The sequence below is a fragment of the Pseudomonadota bacterium genome, from assembly GCA_016719885.1.
Classification (GTDB): Bacteria; Pseudomonadota; Gammaproteobacteria.
In genome coordinates, this window is the sequence record JADJYF010000001.1 from 1 (window position 1) to 14711 (window position 14711).

Below are 14711 nucleotides of genomic sequence, written 5' to 3' on the forward strand. Positions count from 1 at the left end.
CATGAACGCGGCCAGGGCCACCGCCCTCATCACCGATGTCGCGAACGCCGCCAAGCTCGACGAAGTGGCCGGGAGCAATGTCCGACCCTGCGCGCGCATCCTGGTCGATGGCGAGCGCGACGGCTGGCACGAGCTACGACAAGCTCATGCACCGGGCCAGACGCAGCGCGTTTCGAGACCGCCGACACCGCCTTCGACGAAGATGCACTGTTATTTCACGTCCGGACCACCGGCTATCCCAAGATGACCATCCATGGTCACGACGTGGCCTCGCGCACCAGGTCACTGGCCGCTACTGGGCTGGATCTCTCGCCCGACGACGTGCACTGGAACATCAGCGACACCGGCTGGGCCAAGGCTGCCTACAGCAGTTACTTCGGGCCGTGGAACATGGGCGCGACGGTGTTCGTGCATCACTCGCCGGTGTTCGATGCGAAGAAGACGCCTCGATCTGCTCGCGCACTATCCCATCACTGCCACCCTGTGCGGCGCGCCGACGGTGTATCGCATGGTGGTGCTGCAGGACCTGTCGGCCTACAAGTTTCCGCACCTGCGTCATTGTGTGGGCGCCGGCGAGACGCTCAACCCGAAGTCATCGAAACCTGGAAGCGCGCCACAGGCCTCGTCATCCGTGACGGCTATGGCCAGACCGAGACAATGCTGGTGTGCGGCAACCATCCGTCCATCACGCCGCGTTTCGGCTCCATGGGCCAAACCCATGCCGGGCGTCGAGATGGCCATCATCGATGAACAGGGCGAAGCCCTTGCCACCCCAGCAGGAAGGCGACACCCGCGATTCGCGTGAAGCGCTGCGCGCTGCCGGCCTGTTCCGCGACTATCGCGGTGATCCGGAGCGGCTCAACGCCTGCTTCATCGGCGACTGGTACCTGACCGGCGATCGCGGTTGCATCGATGAAGACGGTTATTTCTGGTTCGTCAGTCGCGCCGACGACGTGATCCTGTCGGCCGGTTACCGCATCGGTCCGTTCGAAGTGGGAAAGCGCCCCGATCGGCACCCGCGGTGGCGGAGTCGGCGGTGGTGGCGAGCCCGGATGCCTTGGGCGGCGACGTGGTCAAGGCCTTCGTGGAGTTGGCGCGGGTTACAGCGGCAGCGATGCGCTGGTCACGAATCTGCAGGAGCATGTCAAGCGTGTGACCGCGCCTTACAAGTATCCGCGTCGCATCGAATTCGTCGACAGCCTGCCCAAGACCGTCAGCGGCAAGATTCGCCGTGTCGAACTGCGTGCGCGGGAAGCGGGCGCGGGTTGATTGCTTTGACGCGTCGCGCAGGCTGGTGGAATGTCAGGCTGAAGCCTGACCCACGGCACGCGAGCCGGCAGCGCCGAATCCTTGTGGGTCAGGCTTCAGCCTGGCAACATGTCGATTGCATGAGCGCCCCGCCGCCCGACGACATCTCGCCCGGCTCGCGCTGCGCTTCGCGGTCGTCATGATCATGCTGAGCTCGGTGGCGACGGCGATGATGCTGTCGACGGTCAACGTCGCCTTGCCCGCCATCGCCAGGCGCTCGACATCGACGCGGTGATGCTGCTGAGGCTGGGTGCCGATGGCTACCTGTTTGGCGAGCGCGGCCGCGCGTGTTGAGCCTGGCGCATGGCCGACATGTACCGGCCGACGGCGCATTTTCCTGTGGGGCACGGTCGGCGTGATCCTGGCCTCGCTGGTCGCCGCCTGCGCCAACAGCGCGGCGGTGCTGCTGGCGGCGCGCGCGCTGCAGGGCAAAGTTCGGCGGCGGCGCTGTTCGCCCCAGATAGCCATCAAATCGTCGGTCTATCCGCCGGCCAGGGGGCGCGGCGCCGCCATCGGCGCCAGCATCTCGGCGGTGTATATCCCGGTCTCGCTCGGGCCCTTGCTCGGCGGCCACGTGATCGAAATGTGGGTCGTGGCGCGCGGCCTTCCTGCCGCATCTGCCGCTGACCGCTGGCGGTGCTCTACCTGGTGTCTCGTGCACATGCGCTTCGAGGCGGGCCGAGGAGCGCGGCCACTTCGATGTCGTCGGCGCGCTGCTGCGCGGTAGGCATCATGGTGGCGGATCGATCGGCCTGTCCAGCCTGCCGAGCGCGCGCGATCTCGCCATGGTGGCGGGCGGCGCCGCGCTGCTGTGGGTGTTCTTCCGTCACGAACGCGGCGACCACCAATCGATATTCGATGTCGGAACTGTTCTTGACCAACCGCGTGTTCACCTTGTCCTATCTCGCCTCGCCTCAGGTGATGTACCACCACGACCTTCGCCAACGTCATGCTGGTCAGCCTCTACCTGCAATTGCTGAAGGGCGTGCCGCCGTCGCGCGCCGGCGTGATCATGATGACGCAGCCGGTGGTGATGGCATTGTTCTGCCAGATGGCGGGACGCATGTCGACCGCATCGAACCGCGCGTGATTGCCTCGCTGGGCATGGCGCTGACCGGCATCGGCCTGGTCGGCTTTGCCTTGCTCGATGAACCACAGCGCGCTGCATCTGACGGTGTGTTGTGTCTCGCCGTCTGCGGATCCGGCTCCAGCCTGTTCCAGTTCGCCCAACGTCAACGCCATCATGGGCGCGGTGCCGCCACGGGATTATTCGCGCCCGGGCGCGATGTCGGTGATCGCGCGTGATCGGCCAGTTGTGCAGCATGGCGCTGGTGGCGGTGGTGATGGCGTTGTGAAAGCTCGGACCGGTGGACATCGAGCCCGCCGTCACCCGGCGCTCGGGCATGCCAACTCCACACAGCTTCGCCGGCGGCGCGGCGCTGCTGTCGCTGGTCGGTATCACGCTGTCGCTGTCGCGCGGTGGGTGCACGGCCCGCCAACACTGCGTGAGCGTTCATCGCAGGTGAGCCTCGCCGCTCTACCTGCCCGGCCCTGCTGCTGCGGGCATTCCCGCCCAGGCGACCTTCATGTTGCTGCCGCTATGCGAAGTGCTGGAGCAGGGCGGGAGCGCGGCCACCGCCGCCGCCATCGTCGGGCTGAACGCGGCATCGGCATGATGGCCATGGATGCCGGCCGGCATGCTGGCCGCGCGTTTCGGCGAGAAGCGGTGATGGTGGTGGCGGTGTCCCTTCACCATGCTGGCGTTCGCCGGTTACGGTCCCGCCGACGACATCGGCTGGTTCTATCTCATCGCGTTCATGAACGGCTGGGCGCAGCACCTTCCTGTTGGGACGCATGAGCTACGTGTCGGCCTGTTGCACGCCGCCGAGCGCGGCCGCGTGATCGCGATGATCGGGCTCGGTGCGGGCCCTCGGCCTTGCTCGGGCCGATGTGCGGCGGCGGGCTCGCGCACTACGCGGGCTACTCGGTGACCTTCCTGTGCGGCGGCGCTGTCGGTGTTGTTGGCGATGCTGTGCGTGTTCGTGTTCGCGCCGAGGCGCCGAGGGCGCGGCCACCGAGCGGTGGACCATCCCCAGGCTCGCCCTGGAGTATCGACGCTTGTTCGCCACCGCCGGCGTGGCGGCGGTGTCCTTCATGTTGATGCGCGGAATCACGCACGGTGCTGGGTCGCTGATCGGCGTAAGCCTGCGCTCGACGTGCGCAGCAGATCGGCAGCATCGTGTCGGCTTCGGCGCTGGTCGACATTGCGTTCTTCTACCCGGCCGGCGTGATCATGGACCGTTACGGCCGGCGTGGCGCCCGCCGTGCCGAGATCCATGCTGTTCGTCGTCACGCTCACCGCCCATGACCTGGCCACGGGTTATCACAGCCCGCTGATGGTGGCGCTGGTGGTGGGCGTGGCTATGGCATGTCGGCATCGACGCTCGGCACCGATCTCGCGCCGCCCGGACGTCGCAGTGAATTCCTCGGACTGTGGCGCTTGCTCACCGATGCCGGCACCTCGGCGGCTGGCGGACCGATGGTAATCAGCGCGCTGCTGGCGGTGGTGCGGCTCGGCAGCGCGGCGCTGGGCGTGGCCGCGGCCGCCCGGCGCGCTGGGCAGTTCGTGGTGTATCGCTTCGTCGAGGAAACGCGGACGTTTGATCGGCTCCTCTGTGGGTCAACTTCCAGTCCGACTCCGCACGCAAACCACCAGCCTTCGATACCTGGTCAATGTCAGACTGAAGTCTGACCCCGACGGCTCCCCACAAGAAGAAATGCGAGCGGTGGTCTTAGATATCAAGCAGCATAGTAGACGGCCATGCTGCTTCCTGATCCCAATCGTTGTTTACCAAGACTTCGATAGAGCAAGAAGGACAGCATGTACGCAAGCAGTTTGCTGGAGAGTTGGCTAGAGGACAACTGCACCTGGATGCACAAGGCGCGTCAGGGCGCGGTGTGCAAATTGGTCGATGGCCTGCTTCGGGGAGGTGTCGCAACCCTCACCGCCATGGGGCGCCATATCCCGATGCAGCAAGCAGAGAAACACGGTATCAAGTGTGCGGATCGCTTGTTGGGCAATCGTCATCTGTCCGCCGAGCGATTGAAGATCTATCAGGCGCTGGGGCGCTGGCTATTGGCCGACATCGCGCAACCGTGGGTGGTGGTCGACTGGTCCGATGTTCGCCCAGGCCGTTGCTACGGTTCGCCGGCCACGCACTTGGCGTTCTTGGGCCGCCTCAAGAGCGTGGTCCCATCAAGCTGTCGACCCATACTGATCACCGATGCCGGCTTTCGTGGGCCATGGTTCAAGGCCGTGTCTGCGTTGGGCTGGGGATTGGATCGGCCGAGTTCGCGACCGGGTAACGTATCGCCACGAGTTGAACGGACCATGCCGCCCCGTCAAATCGTTGTATGCCCAGGCAGCGACCGTGCCGCGCACAGTGGGCTCGGTGTGGCTGGCAAAAACGAACAGCTATCGCTGCCAGTTGCATCACTACCACGCCACACCGCCAAGCGCGCCGTCGCGGCAAACAGCACTCCAAGCCCAACGGTGCACGCAAGCGCCGCTCGGTCGCGAGCCCTGGGTGTTGGCGACGTCGCTTCCTCTGAGCGATTGGTCGGCTCAACGAGTCACGCACCCTATCGTCAGCGCATGCAGATTGAAGAGACCTTCCGGTGATGAAGAGCCCGCGTTGGGGCTACGGCCTACCTACAGCGGCTCAAACTCAGTGATGCGACTATCGAACCTATTGCTGCTCACCACTTTGGCGACGCTGGTGACCTGCGTCACGGGGTTGGCGGCTCGCGCCGCCAACCTGGCTCGAAAATTCCAGGCCAATACTGAAAAGCAACGTCACGTACTGTCGGTGTTCTCGCTAGGCAGGCGATTGCTCAGCAGAGCTTGGAAGCTACTTTCCCTGTCCGACATCCGCAACGCCTGGAGAGAACTCCCGAGCATGGCCGCAGCACAGGCCTTAACGGCATAATTCGTGGGGATCCGTCAGAGTCTGACCCACAAAACGGGACCTCTGTGGGTCGGACTTCAGTCTGACTGCCGCGCGTCACGCATCCAGCGTATTGCGCCGTCCCCAGTTGAAGAACAACCGTCGCGCCGGCACCTGGCGGCCGGCGAGGCGCTGCACCAGGGTGTCCAGCACCAGCTTCTGCACTTCCATCATGTCGAGGCTGGCGGTGTCCTCGATGCGGATCCAGCGCAGGTCTTCCAATTCGCCGTCGCCGGCCAGTTCGCCGCTGAACAAGTCGGCGGGCGCCGCGAAAAAGCGCGCGTGGTATCGGATCGGCTGGTGGCTGGGCGTGATGGCGCGTCCCAGGAATTCGAGCTCGCCGAGATCCGGCGCGCGCGCGGCGCGACGAAAGGCGTCCCAGGTGGCATGGCCGACAGCGCCGACGCTGCCCGGCACGCCGAACATCAGCCCGGCTTCCTCGTGCGCCTCGCGCACCGCCGCCATGGCCAGCGCATTGGCCTTGCTGTGCGAGCTCGCCACCGCCAACTGCGGCACCAGCTCCGCAGCCAGCGGCCGCGCCGGCTGTGCGCGGTAATCGGCGCGATCGAGCCCGCCGCCCGGAAACACGTACACGCCAGGCTTGAAGCGCGCCTTGGTGCCGCGCCGCCCCATCAGCACTTCGTGATGGGTGTTGCGGCGACGATGGATGACCAGGCTGGCGGCATCGCGGGGGGCGGACTGGAGGCATGGCGCGCGTTCATCTCTTTGCCGGGGACCGGCCGGACTTTAGCACAGCCATGGCATCGCGCTGGGCGCGGGCGGCCTCGCGTCTATACTGCACCGCGATGATTGCCTGCCTGCCTCGCCTCGCGTTCAACGCGCTCGTCCTGCGTCTGTCACTGTTGCTGGTCTGCCTGGCCGTCTGCGCGCCGGCCATGGCGGTGCCGACCCTGCCCGGCACCGACAGCGTCGAGGCGGCGTCGGCCGCCACGCCTAGCCTGCCCGATCCGCGCAATCTCGATCCCGAGTGGTGGAATTACTTCGCGGTCGGCGAACCCCCGACGGCAAGCTGCTCGATACGCGCTACGCGGCCTTCATCAAGCAGCTCGATACCATCGCCGCCGGCATGAGCGGCGAGCCGCGCGACGACGTGGCGCAGCTGCGCGCCAGCATCGAGCGCCATTACGGCCGCTATAAGCGCACCTTGCAGGCGCCGACCGCGCCGGCGCCGCCGACGCCGACCATGAAGGACGCCTATCCGCTCGACGACGTGCTGGAGCTCGGCCGCGAGAACGAACAGCTGCGCCGTGCCGCCGACCTGGAAGCGCAGGAGATCACGCTCATCGAGCGCTCACTGGCGCTGGGGCGCAATGAACAGGACGCCGCCAAGCTGCGTTATCGCGATCTCGCGCAGGACAGCGCCGAGCGCACCGTCGAAGGCGTGCGCCTGGTCCGCGACCGCCTGCGCATCGAGACGCTCAACCAGGAACTGCGCTGGCGGCGGGTGCACCAGTCGGCCTTGCAGGCGGAGCTCGACCAGCACATGAAGCTGCTGGCCACGGCCGGCGAGCGTATCGAATGCACCTCGAGCGCGCTGGCCGAGTGGCAGCGCATCGAGAAGGACGCGGCCAAGGCCGCGCACAACGCCGGCGCCGACCTCATGAAGCTGCAGCTGACCAGCTCCATGGCGCTCGCCACCAGTCCCGATGAGCGCGCGCAGGCGCGCTATCACGAAGTCAAATCGCAGCGTCGCAGCGTCGAGATTGCGATCGCTGAGGCGCGCCGCGCCACCGCGGTGCTGGCGCAGCGCCTCCTGCAGCGCGTGGCCGAGCGCAACACCGCCGAGCCGGCCGCCGATCGCACGCTGTTGCGCAAGCAACAGGCGCTGCTCGACAAGCAGGCGCGACTCGCCACCGAGCAGCGCGCGCGCGCCAACCAGCTGCGCAGCGCCATCACCATTGAACGCGAATCCTCCGACGAGCCGTCGGTAGGCGCGCTCTACGACCGCGCGCGCAATGAACTGACCGGCGTCGAAACGGCGCTGGAAGATCTTGCCGCGCAGCTGCGCAGCGGCACGCAGCTCGTCGACATGCTCGATGCGCGCCTGCGCGAACGCGAAAGGGCGCATGGGCCAGAGCGTGCGACTGCTGAAGGACGCCGTGCGCGGCAGCATCGCCGAGGCCCATGCGCTGCTCGGCGCGCCGTTGTTCGAAGTCAACGAAACGCCCGTCACCAGCCTTGGCCTCATTCGTCTCGGCCTTATCCTCACCATCGCGTGGTGGGTGTCGGCCCTGATGCGCGGCGCCCTGCAGCGCCTCGGGCCGAGCTTATTCGGCGTTCAACGCGGCCTCGCTCTACACCGTCGGACGCGTGCTGCATTACGTCTTGCTGACCATCGGTATCGTGGTCGGCCTGTCGTCGATTGGCGTCGATCTGACCAAGTTCGCGCTGTTCGCCAGCGCCCTCGGTATCGGCGTCGGTTTCGGCCTGCAGACCCTGATCAGCAATTTCGTGGCTGGTCTCATCATCCTGTTCGAGAAGAGCCTCAACGTCGGCGACCTCATCGAACTGCAGTCCGGCGTGACCGGCATGGTGAAGGAAATCAACATGCGCGCCACGCGCATCACCACCGGCGACAATGTCGACATCCTGGTGCCGAACGCCGAATTCATGAGCAGCAAGGTCATGAACTGGACGCTGGAGGACGCCTGTCGGCGCCTGCATGTGCCGTTCACCGTGACCTACGATACCGACAAGGAACAGGTGCGCAAGGCAGCGCTGGCCGCCGCCCACGATGTCGAGCACACCTTGCTGCACAACCCGGCGCGCGAGCCGCAGGTGTGGCTGGTGCGCTTCGGTGACACCGGCCTCGATTTCGAACTCGTGATCTGGATGAACCTGCGCGCCATCAAGCGTCCGGGCTCGGTGATGGCCGATTACTGCTGGGCGTTGGATACACGCCTGCGCGAAGCCGGCATCGAGATCCCGCATCCGACGCCAGCGCCGCCGAGGCCACCCAAACCCGCCGAGTAGGTGCGAATTCATTCGCACACTGACGCGGGGGCGACAGGCCATCGTCGGGCATGAATGTGCGAATGAATTCGCACCTACAAATCCTTATCCGGCGGCCGCTAACCTCCGTTTGAACGCATCGCGGCGCCATCGCGCCGAAACGGAGATTCATACATGGACCATTCCAGACTTTCTTTCACCGCCGCGGGCCTGGCCGCCGGCATGCTGGTCGCCGCCGTCGCGAGCGCGGACGAACAGGGCGCCGAGGCTGCCGCTTCCGCGCACACTTTCAGCGCCAACGTCGGCCTCTTTTCCGAGTACGTGTTCCGCGGCATCACCAATTCCAACGAAGGACCGGCCATCCAGGGCGGCTTCGATTACGCGCACGAATCCGGCTTCTACCTCGGCGTATGGGCGTCGAACATCGAATTCGGCGGTGGCACCAGTGACACGGCGTCGATAGAAACCGACTTCTACGGCGGCTTCACCGGCAACTTCGCCAACGGCATCGTCTGGGACGTCGGTCTCATCTACTACGCCTATCCCGATCAGAACGAAGACTTCGCCGCTGATTTCAATTACCTCGAAGGCTACGGCAAGCTCAATTACACCTGGGAGGGCGTGACGCTTGCGCCGTCGCTGGAAGTGGGCCTGTATTACTCACCCGATTATTTCGGTGAAGACGGCGACGGCGTGTATACCTATGGCACCTTCGGCGCCACGCTGCCCCATGAATTCAACCCCTACGTGACGATCGGCTATCAATACGTCGACGGCGACCAGACTTCCGGACCGGCGGGCTACGACTACGTGCATTACGCCGTCGGCGTGAACAAGACCCTCGGCCATTTCACCGCGGACCTGTCCTGGCAGGACGCGCGCGACCTGTCCGGTTGCAACGACAATTGCGAAGCGGTGGTGTTCTCGGTGTCGAGCAGCTGGTAGATGCCGCGCGTGCGTGGCTCTCAGCCGTGGCCGGCGCCGCCGAGCAAGGTGCAGGCGTGGCCCTGCACGCCGGTTTCGACCTGGAAGGTGGCGTGATGGATCGCGAATTCATCACGCAGCGCCTGCGCGAGCTGGTCCAGGAAGTCATCGCCCGGGTGGCCAAGCGGCATGACCAGATGGGCAGTCAAGGCGACCTCGGTGGTGCTGAGCGCCCAGATGTGCAGGTCGTGCACTCCGCTTACGCCCTGCTGGGTTTGCAGAAATCGCGTGACCGGCGCGCTGTCGAGGTGCGCCGGCACCGCGTGTAACGACAATAGCGCGCTGTCCTGCAACAGGCGCCAGGTGCCGACCAGCACCACGCTCATGATGGCGAAGGACACCAGCGGGTCCAGCCAGTACCAGCCGCCGCGCAACATGAGATAGCCGCTCACCGCCACCCCCAACGAAATGAGCGCGTCGGCCAGCATGTGCATGAAGGCCGCGCGCAAGTTGAGATCGTGCGCGCGGTCACGCAGAAAGAACATCGCCGTCACGCCGTTGACGGCCACGCCCACCAGCGCCACCACCATCACAGTCGCGCCCGCCACGCTGCCCGGCGTGAACAACTTGTGCAGCGCCTCCAGCGCGAGGCCGCCGCAGGCCAGCAACAACATCACCGCGTTGGCGAGCGCGGCGAGGATGGTGGAACTGCGCAAGCCATAGGTGAAGCGCGGCCCGGGCGCGCGCCGCGCGAGCCAGGCCGCGAACCATGCCAGGGCGAGAGCGGCCACGTCGCTGAGATTGTGGATCGCGTCGGCCACCAGCGCGGTAGAGTCGGCGACGATACCGAAGGCGAATTCCAGCGCAACGAACACGCCGTTCAAACCAATGCCTGCGGCGAACGCGAGGTCGTGGCGCCCGTTTGCAGCCGCCGTGTGCGCATGCCGGTGATGCGCGTGATGGTGATGATCGTGACCGTGCATCAGCGTTCAGGGCCCCGCCCGTCGGCGCAGTGCGCGACACCGATGCGTGGCGTGTTCACAGCGTATGCAGGTACCAGTCGTAGTCCTGCTGCGGCACTTCGCCGAAATAGCGACCGCTCTCGGTGCGCTTGATTGCGCAGTAGACCTCGACGAAACGCTGACCGAAATAATCGCGCGCGAAGGCCGAGTCGGCGAAGCGATCGATGGCGCTCAGCCAGTCGCGCGGCAGCGCTGCGTGGTTCTTCTGCTGGTAGGCGTCGCCGCTCACGGCCGGGCCCGGGTCGATGCGCTTGCGCAGGCCGTGATGCACGCCGGCCAGCACCGCGGCCGCCACCGCGTAGGGGTTGGCGTCGGCGCCGCAGATGCGGTGTTCCACATGGCGCGAGGCGGCCGGCCCGGTGGGAATGCGCAGCGCCACGGTGCGATTGTTGACGCCCCAGTTCGCCACCAGCGGCGCGCAGTTGTAGGCCTGGTAGCGGCGGTAGGAATTACCGAAAGGGGCGAACAGCGCCATCATGTCGCCAGCGCTGGCGGCCATGCCGCCGATCGCGTGCTTGAGCAGGTCGTTGCCGTCCAGCGCCTCGGCCGCGAACACGTTGCAGCCGTTCGCGTCGTTGAGACTCAGGTGCAGGTGCAGGCCCGATCCCGGCAGCACCGGAAAGGGCTTGGCCATGAACGAGGCCCACAGCCCGTGACGTTGCGCGACGCCGCGCACCGCGCGCTTGTACATCACGCCTTCATCGAGCGCGCGCAAGGCATCGCTGCGATGCTTCAAGGTGATCTCGAATTGCCCCGGCCCGAATTCCGAGATGGTGGTCGACACCGGCAGGCCTTGCGCTTCGCAGCAGGCGTAGAGATCGTCGAGGAAGGCCGCGCGCGATTCGATCTCCTCGACGCTGTAGACGTGCGGATGCCTGCCACGGGTCGAGGCCGCCTGCGCGCGACCGGCACGCGCCGCCTCGGCGTCGAGCAGGTAGAACTCGAGTTCCACCGCCATCACCGGCGTATAGCCGTCCTCTTGCAAAAGCCTGATCACGCGCGCGGCGGCGAGGCGCGGGTCGGCGGCGGCGGCCGGTCCGCCTTGCTCCGCATCGAACATCATCAGCACCTGGGCGCTCGGCGTCTTAAGCCACGGCGTCGGCACCAGGGTGCCCGGCAACGGCCAGGCCAGGCAGTCCATGTCGCCTATTTCCCATAGCAGGCCGGTGTTTTCGGCGTCATCGCCGTCGGCAGTCAGCGCGGCGATGGAACTCGGCAGCGGCAGGCCCTCGTTATAGATGCGCTCGAGCTCGGCGCGTTGGATGGACTTGCCGCGCAGGATGCCATTGAGATCGGTCTGCATTAGCTGCACGTGACGCAACTCGGGATGGCGGGCGAGAAATTCGCGGGCCTGGGCCGGATCGGAGCCGGTGCTCATAAAGGAATCCTCGTGGCACGCCGCTGGCGCGGCGTCGGTATGGTCATCATGACCCGACCGTTAGCGGCGGCGCAACGCGGATTGGTAGGTGGGAATTCATTCGCACGCGGGGTGACATGAGCGCGACGCATCGTCTGGCATGGGTGTGCGAATGAAATCGCACCTACAATGCCGCCATGTTCGAACCGCTAGCTTCCACGCCGCGCGCCGACGGCTACGCCATGCCCGCCGAATGGGCACGCCAGGCGCGCTGCTGGATGATGTGGCCGACGCGCGCCGATACCTGGCGCGATGGCGCGGCGCCGGCCCAGGCCGCGTTCGCGGCTGTGGCGAACACCGTCGCCGAATACGAGCCGGTGGTGGTGGGCGTGGCGGCGCCGATGCGCCAGCGGGCGCGCGCGCTGCTCGGCACTGCCGTCGACATCGAGATCATCGACAGCAACGATGCCTGGATGCGCGACATCGGCCCGACCTTCGTGCGCAACGGCGCGGGCGACGTGCGCGCGGTGGATTGGATGTTCAATGCCTGGGGTGGCCTCGACGGCGGCCTCTACCATCCCTGGGATGCCGACGACGCGGTGGCGGCCAAGGTTGCGAGCCTGGCCAAGCTGCGGCGCTACCGCGCGCCGCTGGTGCTGGAAGGCGGCGCCATCCACGTCGACGGCGAGGGCACCTGTCTCACCACCGAATAATGCCTGCTCAATCGCAACCGTAATCCGAGCCTGACGCGCGCGGACATCGAAGGGCATGTGCGCGATTACCTCGGCGTCGACACCGTGCTGTGGCTGGGCGACGGCGTGTACCAGGACGAAACCGACGGCCATGTCGACAACCTCGCCTGCTTCCTCCGGCCGGGCGTGGTGGCCTTGACGTGGTGCGACGACGAGCAGGATCCGCAGCACGCCATTTCGCATGACGCTTTACGACGCCTGCGCGGTTTTCGCGACGCGCGCGGGCGTGCGCTCGAGGTGGTGAAGCTGCCGCAGCCGCGACGCATGCCGACCATGCGCGCAGAAGAAGCGGCCGGTCTACGGCCGATGGTCGGCTCGCATCCGCGCCCGGCCGGCGCGCGCCTCGCGGCGTCCTACGTGAATTTCCTGCTGGTGAACGGTGCGCTGATCCTGCCGTCGTTTGGCGATGAACACGACGCGCGCGCCGCCGCCATCCTCGCCGAGCAATTCCCCGGCCGCGACATTCGGCCGTTGGCCGCACGTGAGATCCTGCTCGGCGGCGGCTGCGTGCATTGCATCACCCAACAGCAGCCCGCCTGAACGCCGCTTTCAGTCGGAGGCGTTGACCGCCATCTGCGTATCGCGCTGCTGTTGACGCTCCTGGCGCGTCATCAGCACGCCGGCCACGATCATGGCCACCGTCACCACCAGCACCATGAGGGTGGCCAGCGCATTGATCTCGGGCGACAGCCCGAGCCGCACCTTGGAATAGATCACCATCGGCAAGGTGCTGGCGCCAGGGCCGGACACGAAGCTCGACACCACCAGATCATCGAGCGACAGCGTGAAGGCCAGCAGCCAGCCCGACACCAGCGCCGGCGCGATGATGGGCAGGGTGATGACCAGGAACACCTTGGCCGGCCGCGCGCCGAGATCCATGGCGGCCTCTTCGATGGAGGCGTCCATGCCGACCAGGCGCGATTGCACGACCACCGTCACGTACGCCATGGCGAAAGTGGCGTGGGCGATCACGATGGTCAGCGTGCCGCGGCCGGCGGGCCAGCCGATGGCCTGTTCCAGTGCCACGAACAGCAGCAGCAAGGACAGGCCGGTGATGACTTCCGGCATCACCAGCGGCGCGGTCACCAGGCCGCTGAACAGGGCGCGGCCGCGAAACGCGCCGAAGCGCGCCAGACACAGTGCCGCCAGCGTGCCGAGCACGGTGGCGAGGCTGGCGGTCAGCGTGGCGATTTTCAAACTGAGCAGCGCGGCGTCGAGTATCGGGCGATTGTCGAGCAGGGCGCCGTACCACTTGGTGGAAAAGCCCGCCCACACCGTCACCAGCTTCGATTCGTTGAACGAGAACACGATCAGCGAGGCGATGGGCAGGTAGAGGAAGGCGAGGCCCGCCACCAACCAGGCCAGCAGCCAGCGCGGCGTGCGCTTCATGCCGACGCCTCGCTGCGGCGTTGCAGCCAGCCTTGCAGCAGCATGATCAAGACCACCAGCGACAGCATGGCGATGGCGACCGCCGAGGCCACCGGCCACGCGCGGTTGGCGAAAAATTCCTCCCACAGCACCTTGCCGATCATGAGCGTGTCGGTGCCGCCCAGCAGATCCGGGATCACGAATTCACCCAGCGCCGGTATGAACACCAGTGAGAAGCCGGCGATGATGCCCGGCACCGACAGCGGCAGGGTGATGGCGAGGAAGGCGCGCCACGGCCGGCTGCCGAGGTCGGCGGCGGCCTCCAGCAGCGTGTCGTCGAGTTTCTCCAGCGTCGCGTACAGCGGCAGCACCATGAACGGCAGGTAGGAGTAGACGATGCCGACGTACACCGCGAAGTTGGTGCGCATCATGACGATGGGCGTATCGATGAGGCCGAGCGCGATGAGCACGTTGTTGATGACGCCGTTGTTGTTCAAGAGGCCTATCCAGGCGTACACGCGCAGCAGGAACGAGGTCCAGAACGGCAGCACCACCAGCATCAGCAGCACGTTGCGCCACGCGCTGGGCGCGCGCGCCATGGCGTAGGCCATCGGGTAACCGATGACGAGACACATGAGGGCCGAGCAGAACGCGACTTCGACCGAGCGCAGGTAGGTCTTGAAGTAGAGCGCGTCCTCGATGAGGAAGCGGTAGTTGGAAAGATGCAGCTTGAGCGTGAGGCCGCCCTCGGCGCCGCGTTCGAGCAGCGCGCTGTAGGGCGGCTGGGCGAGCAACTGCTCGGCGAAAGAGATCTTCAGCACGATCAGGAACGGTACCAGGAAGAACAGCGCCAGCCATGCATAGGGCAGGGCGATGACGCCGCGCCGCCCGGCCAGGCCCAGCGCGCCGATGGCGTTCAAGGCCCAGCGCAGGGGCGCGAAACGCAGCAGCGTGCGCACCAGGGGCTCGGAGCCCTGCGCCAGACGATCGCCCAGCGGCA

General features: G+C 66.4%; 16 protein-coding genes and 1 pseudogene. 10 read left to right on the forward strand and 7 right to left on the reverse strand.

Annotated features, from left to right (window positions below; translation table 11 throughout):
- Positions 1-264: 264 nt before the first annotated feature.
- On the forward strand, positions 265-750 hold the full coding sequence (locus IPM80_00005; GenBank protein MBK8956827.1) for a hypothetical protein: 486 nt from the start codon (positions 265-267) through the stop codon (positions 748-750).
- Between the two features lie 258 nt (positions 751-1008).
- Complete coding sequence (locus IPM80_00010) at positions 1009-1269, forward strand: hypothetical protein (protein MBK8956828.1); 261 nt, start codon at positions 1009-1011, stop codon at positions 1267-1269.
- Positions 1270-1302: 33 nt separating this feature from the next.
- Here IPM80_00010 and IPM80_00015 read toward each other — a convergent pair whose 3' ends face one another.
- The gene (locus IPM80_00015) at positions 1303-1776 is read right to left on the reverse strand and encodes a hypothetical protein (GenBank protein MBK8956829.1); all 474 of its coding nucleotides are present in this window, start codon (positions 1774-1776) and stop codon (positions 1303-1305) included.
- A gap of 173 nt (positions 1777-1949) precedes the next feature.
- On the reverse strand, positions 1950-2189 hold the full coding sequence (locus tag IPM80_00020; protein ID MBK8956830.1) for a hypothetical protein: 240 nt from the start codon (positions 2187-2189) through the stop codon (positions 1950-1952).
- Between IPM80_00020 and IPM80_00025 the strand changes: the two genes are divergently transcribed.
- From IPM80_00025 to IPM80_00035, 3 genes are all read left to right on the forward strand, one after another.
- Positions 2167-2613: a hypothetical protein gene (locus tag IPM80_00025; GenBank protein ID MBK8956831.1), complete on the forward strand. Its 447-nt coding sequence runs from the start codon at positions 2167-2169 to the stop codon at positions 2611-2613. The two genes, IPM80_00020 and IPM80_00025, sit on opposite strands and share 23 nt — an antisense overlap.
- Positions 2614-3736: 1123 nt before the next feature.
- Entirely contained in the window at positions 3737-4060 is a 324-nt protein-coding gene (locus IPM80_00030) for a hypothetical protein (protein MBK8956832.1), read from the forward strand.
- Positions 4061-4189: 129 nt separating this feature from the next.
- Positions 4190-4990: a hypothetical protein gene (locus IPM80_00035; protein ID MBK8956833.1), complete on the forward strand. Its 801-nt coding sequence runs from the start codon at positions 4190-4192 to the stop codon at positions 4988-4990.
- A gap of 382 nt (positions 4991-5372) precedes the next feature.
- On the opposite strand, the gene IPM80_00040 is transcribed toward IPM80_00035, so the two are convergent.
- Positions 5373-5990 carry an NUDIX hydrolase gene (locus IPM80_00040; protein ID MBK8956834.1) on the reverse strand — a complete coding sequence of 206 codons (618 nt, stop codon included), beginning with the start codon at positions 5988-5990 and terminating at the stop codon, positions 5373-5375.
- 32 nt (positions 5991-6022) lie between these two features.
- Here IPM80_00040 and IPM80_00045 point away from each other — a divergent pair, with 32 nt between their 5' ends.
- The 4 genes from IPM80_00045 (at position 6023) to IPM80_00060 (ending at position 9233) form a co-directional block, all read left to right on the forward strand.
- Positions 6023-6406 carry a hypothetical protein gene (locus IPM80_00045; GenBank protein MBK8956835.1) on the forward strand — a complete coding sequence of 128 codons (384 nt, stop codon included), beginning with the start codon at positions 6023-6025 and terminating at the stop codon, positions 6404-6406.
- Positions 6307-7668, forward strand: a complete 1362-nt coding sequence (locus tag IPM80_00050; GenBank protein ID MBK8956836.1) for a hypothetical protein — start codon at positions 6307-6309, stop codon at positions 7666-7668. Before IPM80_00045 ends, IPM80_00050 begins: the two co-directional genes overlap by 100 nt.
- Positions 7647-8309, forward strand: a complete 663-nt coding sequence (locus IPM80_00055; GenBank protein MBK8956837.1) for a mechanosensitive ion channel — start codon at positions 7647-7649, stop codon at positions 8307-8309. Before IPM80_00050 ends, IPM80_00055 begins: the two co-directional genes overlap by 22 nt.
- Positions 8310-8462: 153 nt before the next feature.
- Positions 8463-9233 carry a hypothetical protein gene (locus IPM80_00060; GenBank protein MBK8956838.1) on the forward strand — a complete coding sequence of 257 codons (771 nt, stop codon included), beginning with the start codon at positions 8463-8465 and terminating at the stop codon, positions 9231-9233.
- 20 nt (positions 9234-9253) lie between these two features.
- Here IPM80_00060 and IPM80_00065 read toward each other — a convergent pair whose 3' ends face one another.
- Together IPM80_00065 and IPM80_00070 are read right to left on the reverse strand one after the other, a co-directional pair.
- Positions 9254-10195 (reverse strand): cation transporter, encoded by a 942-nt coding sequence (locus IPM80_00065; GenBank protein MBK8956839.1) that lies wholly within the window; start codon positions 10193-10195, stop codon positions 9254-9256.
- Between the two features lie 55 nt (positions 10196-10250).
- Positions 10251-11612 (reverse strand): glutamine synthetase, encoded by a 1362-nt coding sequence (locus tag IPM80_00070; GenBank protein ID MBK8956840.1) that lies wholly within the window; start codon positions 11610-11612, stop codon positions 10251-10253.
- Positions 11613-11788: 176 nt separating this feature from the next.
- On the opposite strand from IPM80_00070, the pseudogene aguA reads away from it, so the two are divergent.
- Positions 11789-12883 (forward strand): annotated as a pseudogene (gene aguA / locus IPM80_00075) (agmatine deiminase).
- 9 nt (positions 12884-12892) lie between these two features.
- Here aguA and IPM80_00080 read toward each other — a convergent pair.
- Positions 12893-13732, reverse strand: a complete 840-nt coding sequence (locus IPM80_00080) for an ABC transporter permease subunit (protein MBK8956841.1) — start codon at positions 13730-13732, stop codon at positions 12893-12895.
- Positions 13729-14706, reverse strand: coding sequence for an ABC transporter permease subunit (locus IPM80_00085; protein MBK8956842.1), 978 nt, complete (start codon positions 14704-14706; stop codon positions 13729-13731). The genes IPM80_00080 and IPM80_00085 overlap by 4 nt, the downstream gene beginning before the upstream one ends.
- Positions 14707-14711: the final 5 nt, after the last annotated feature.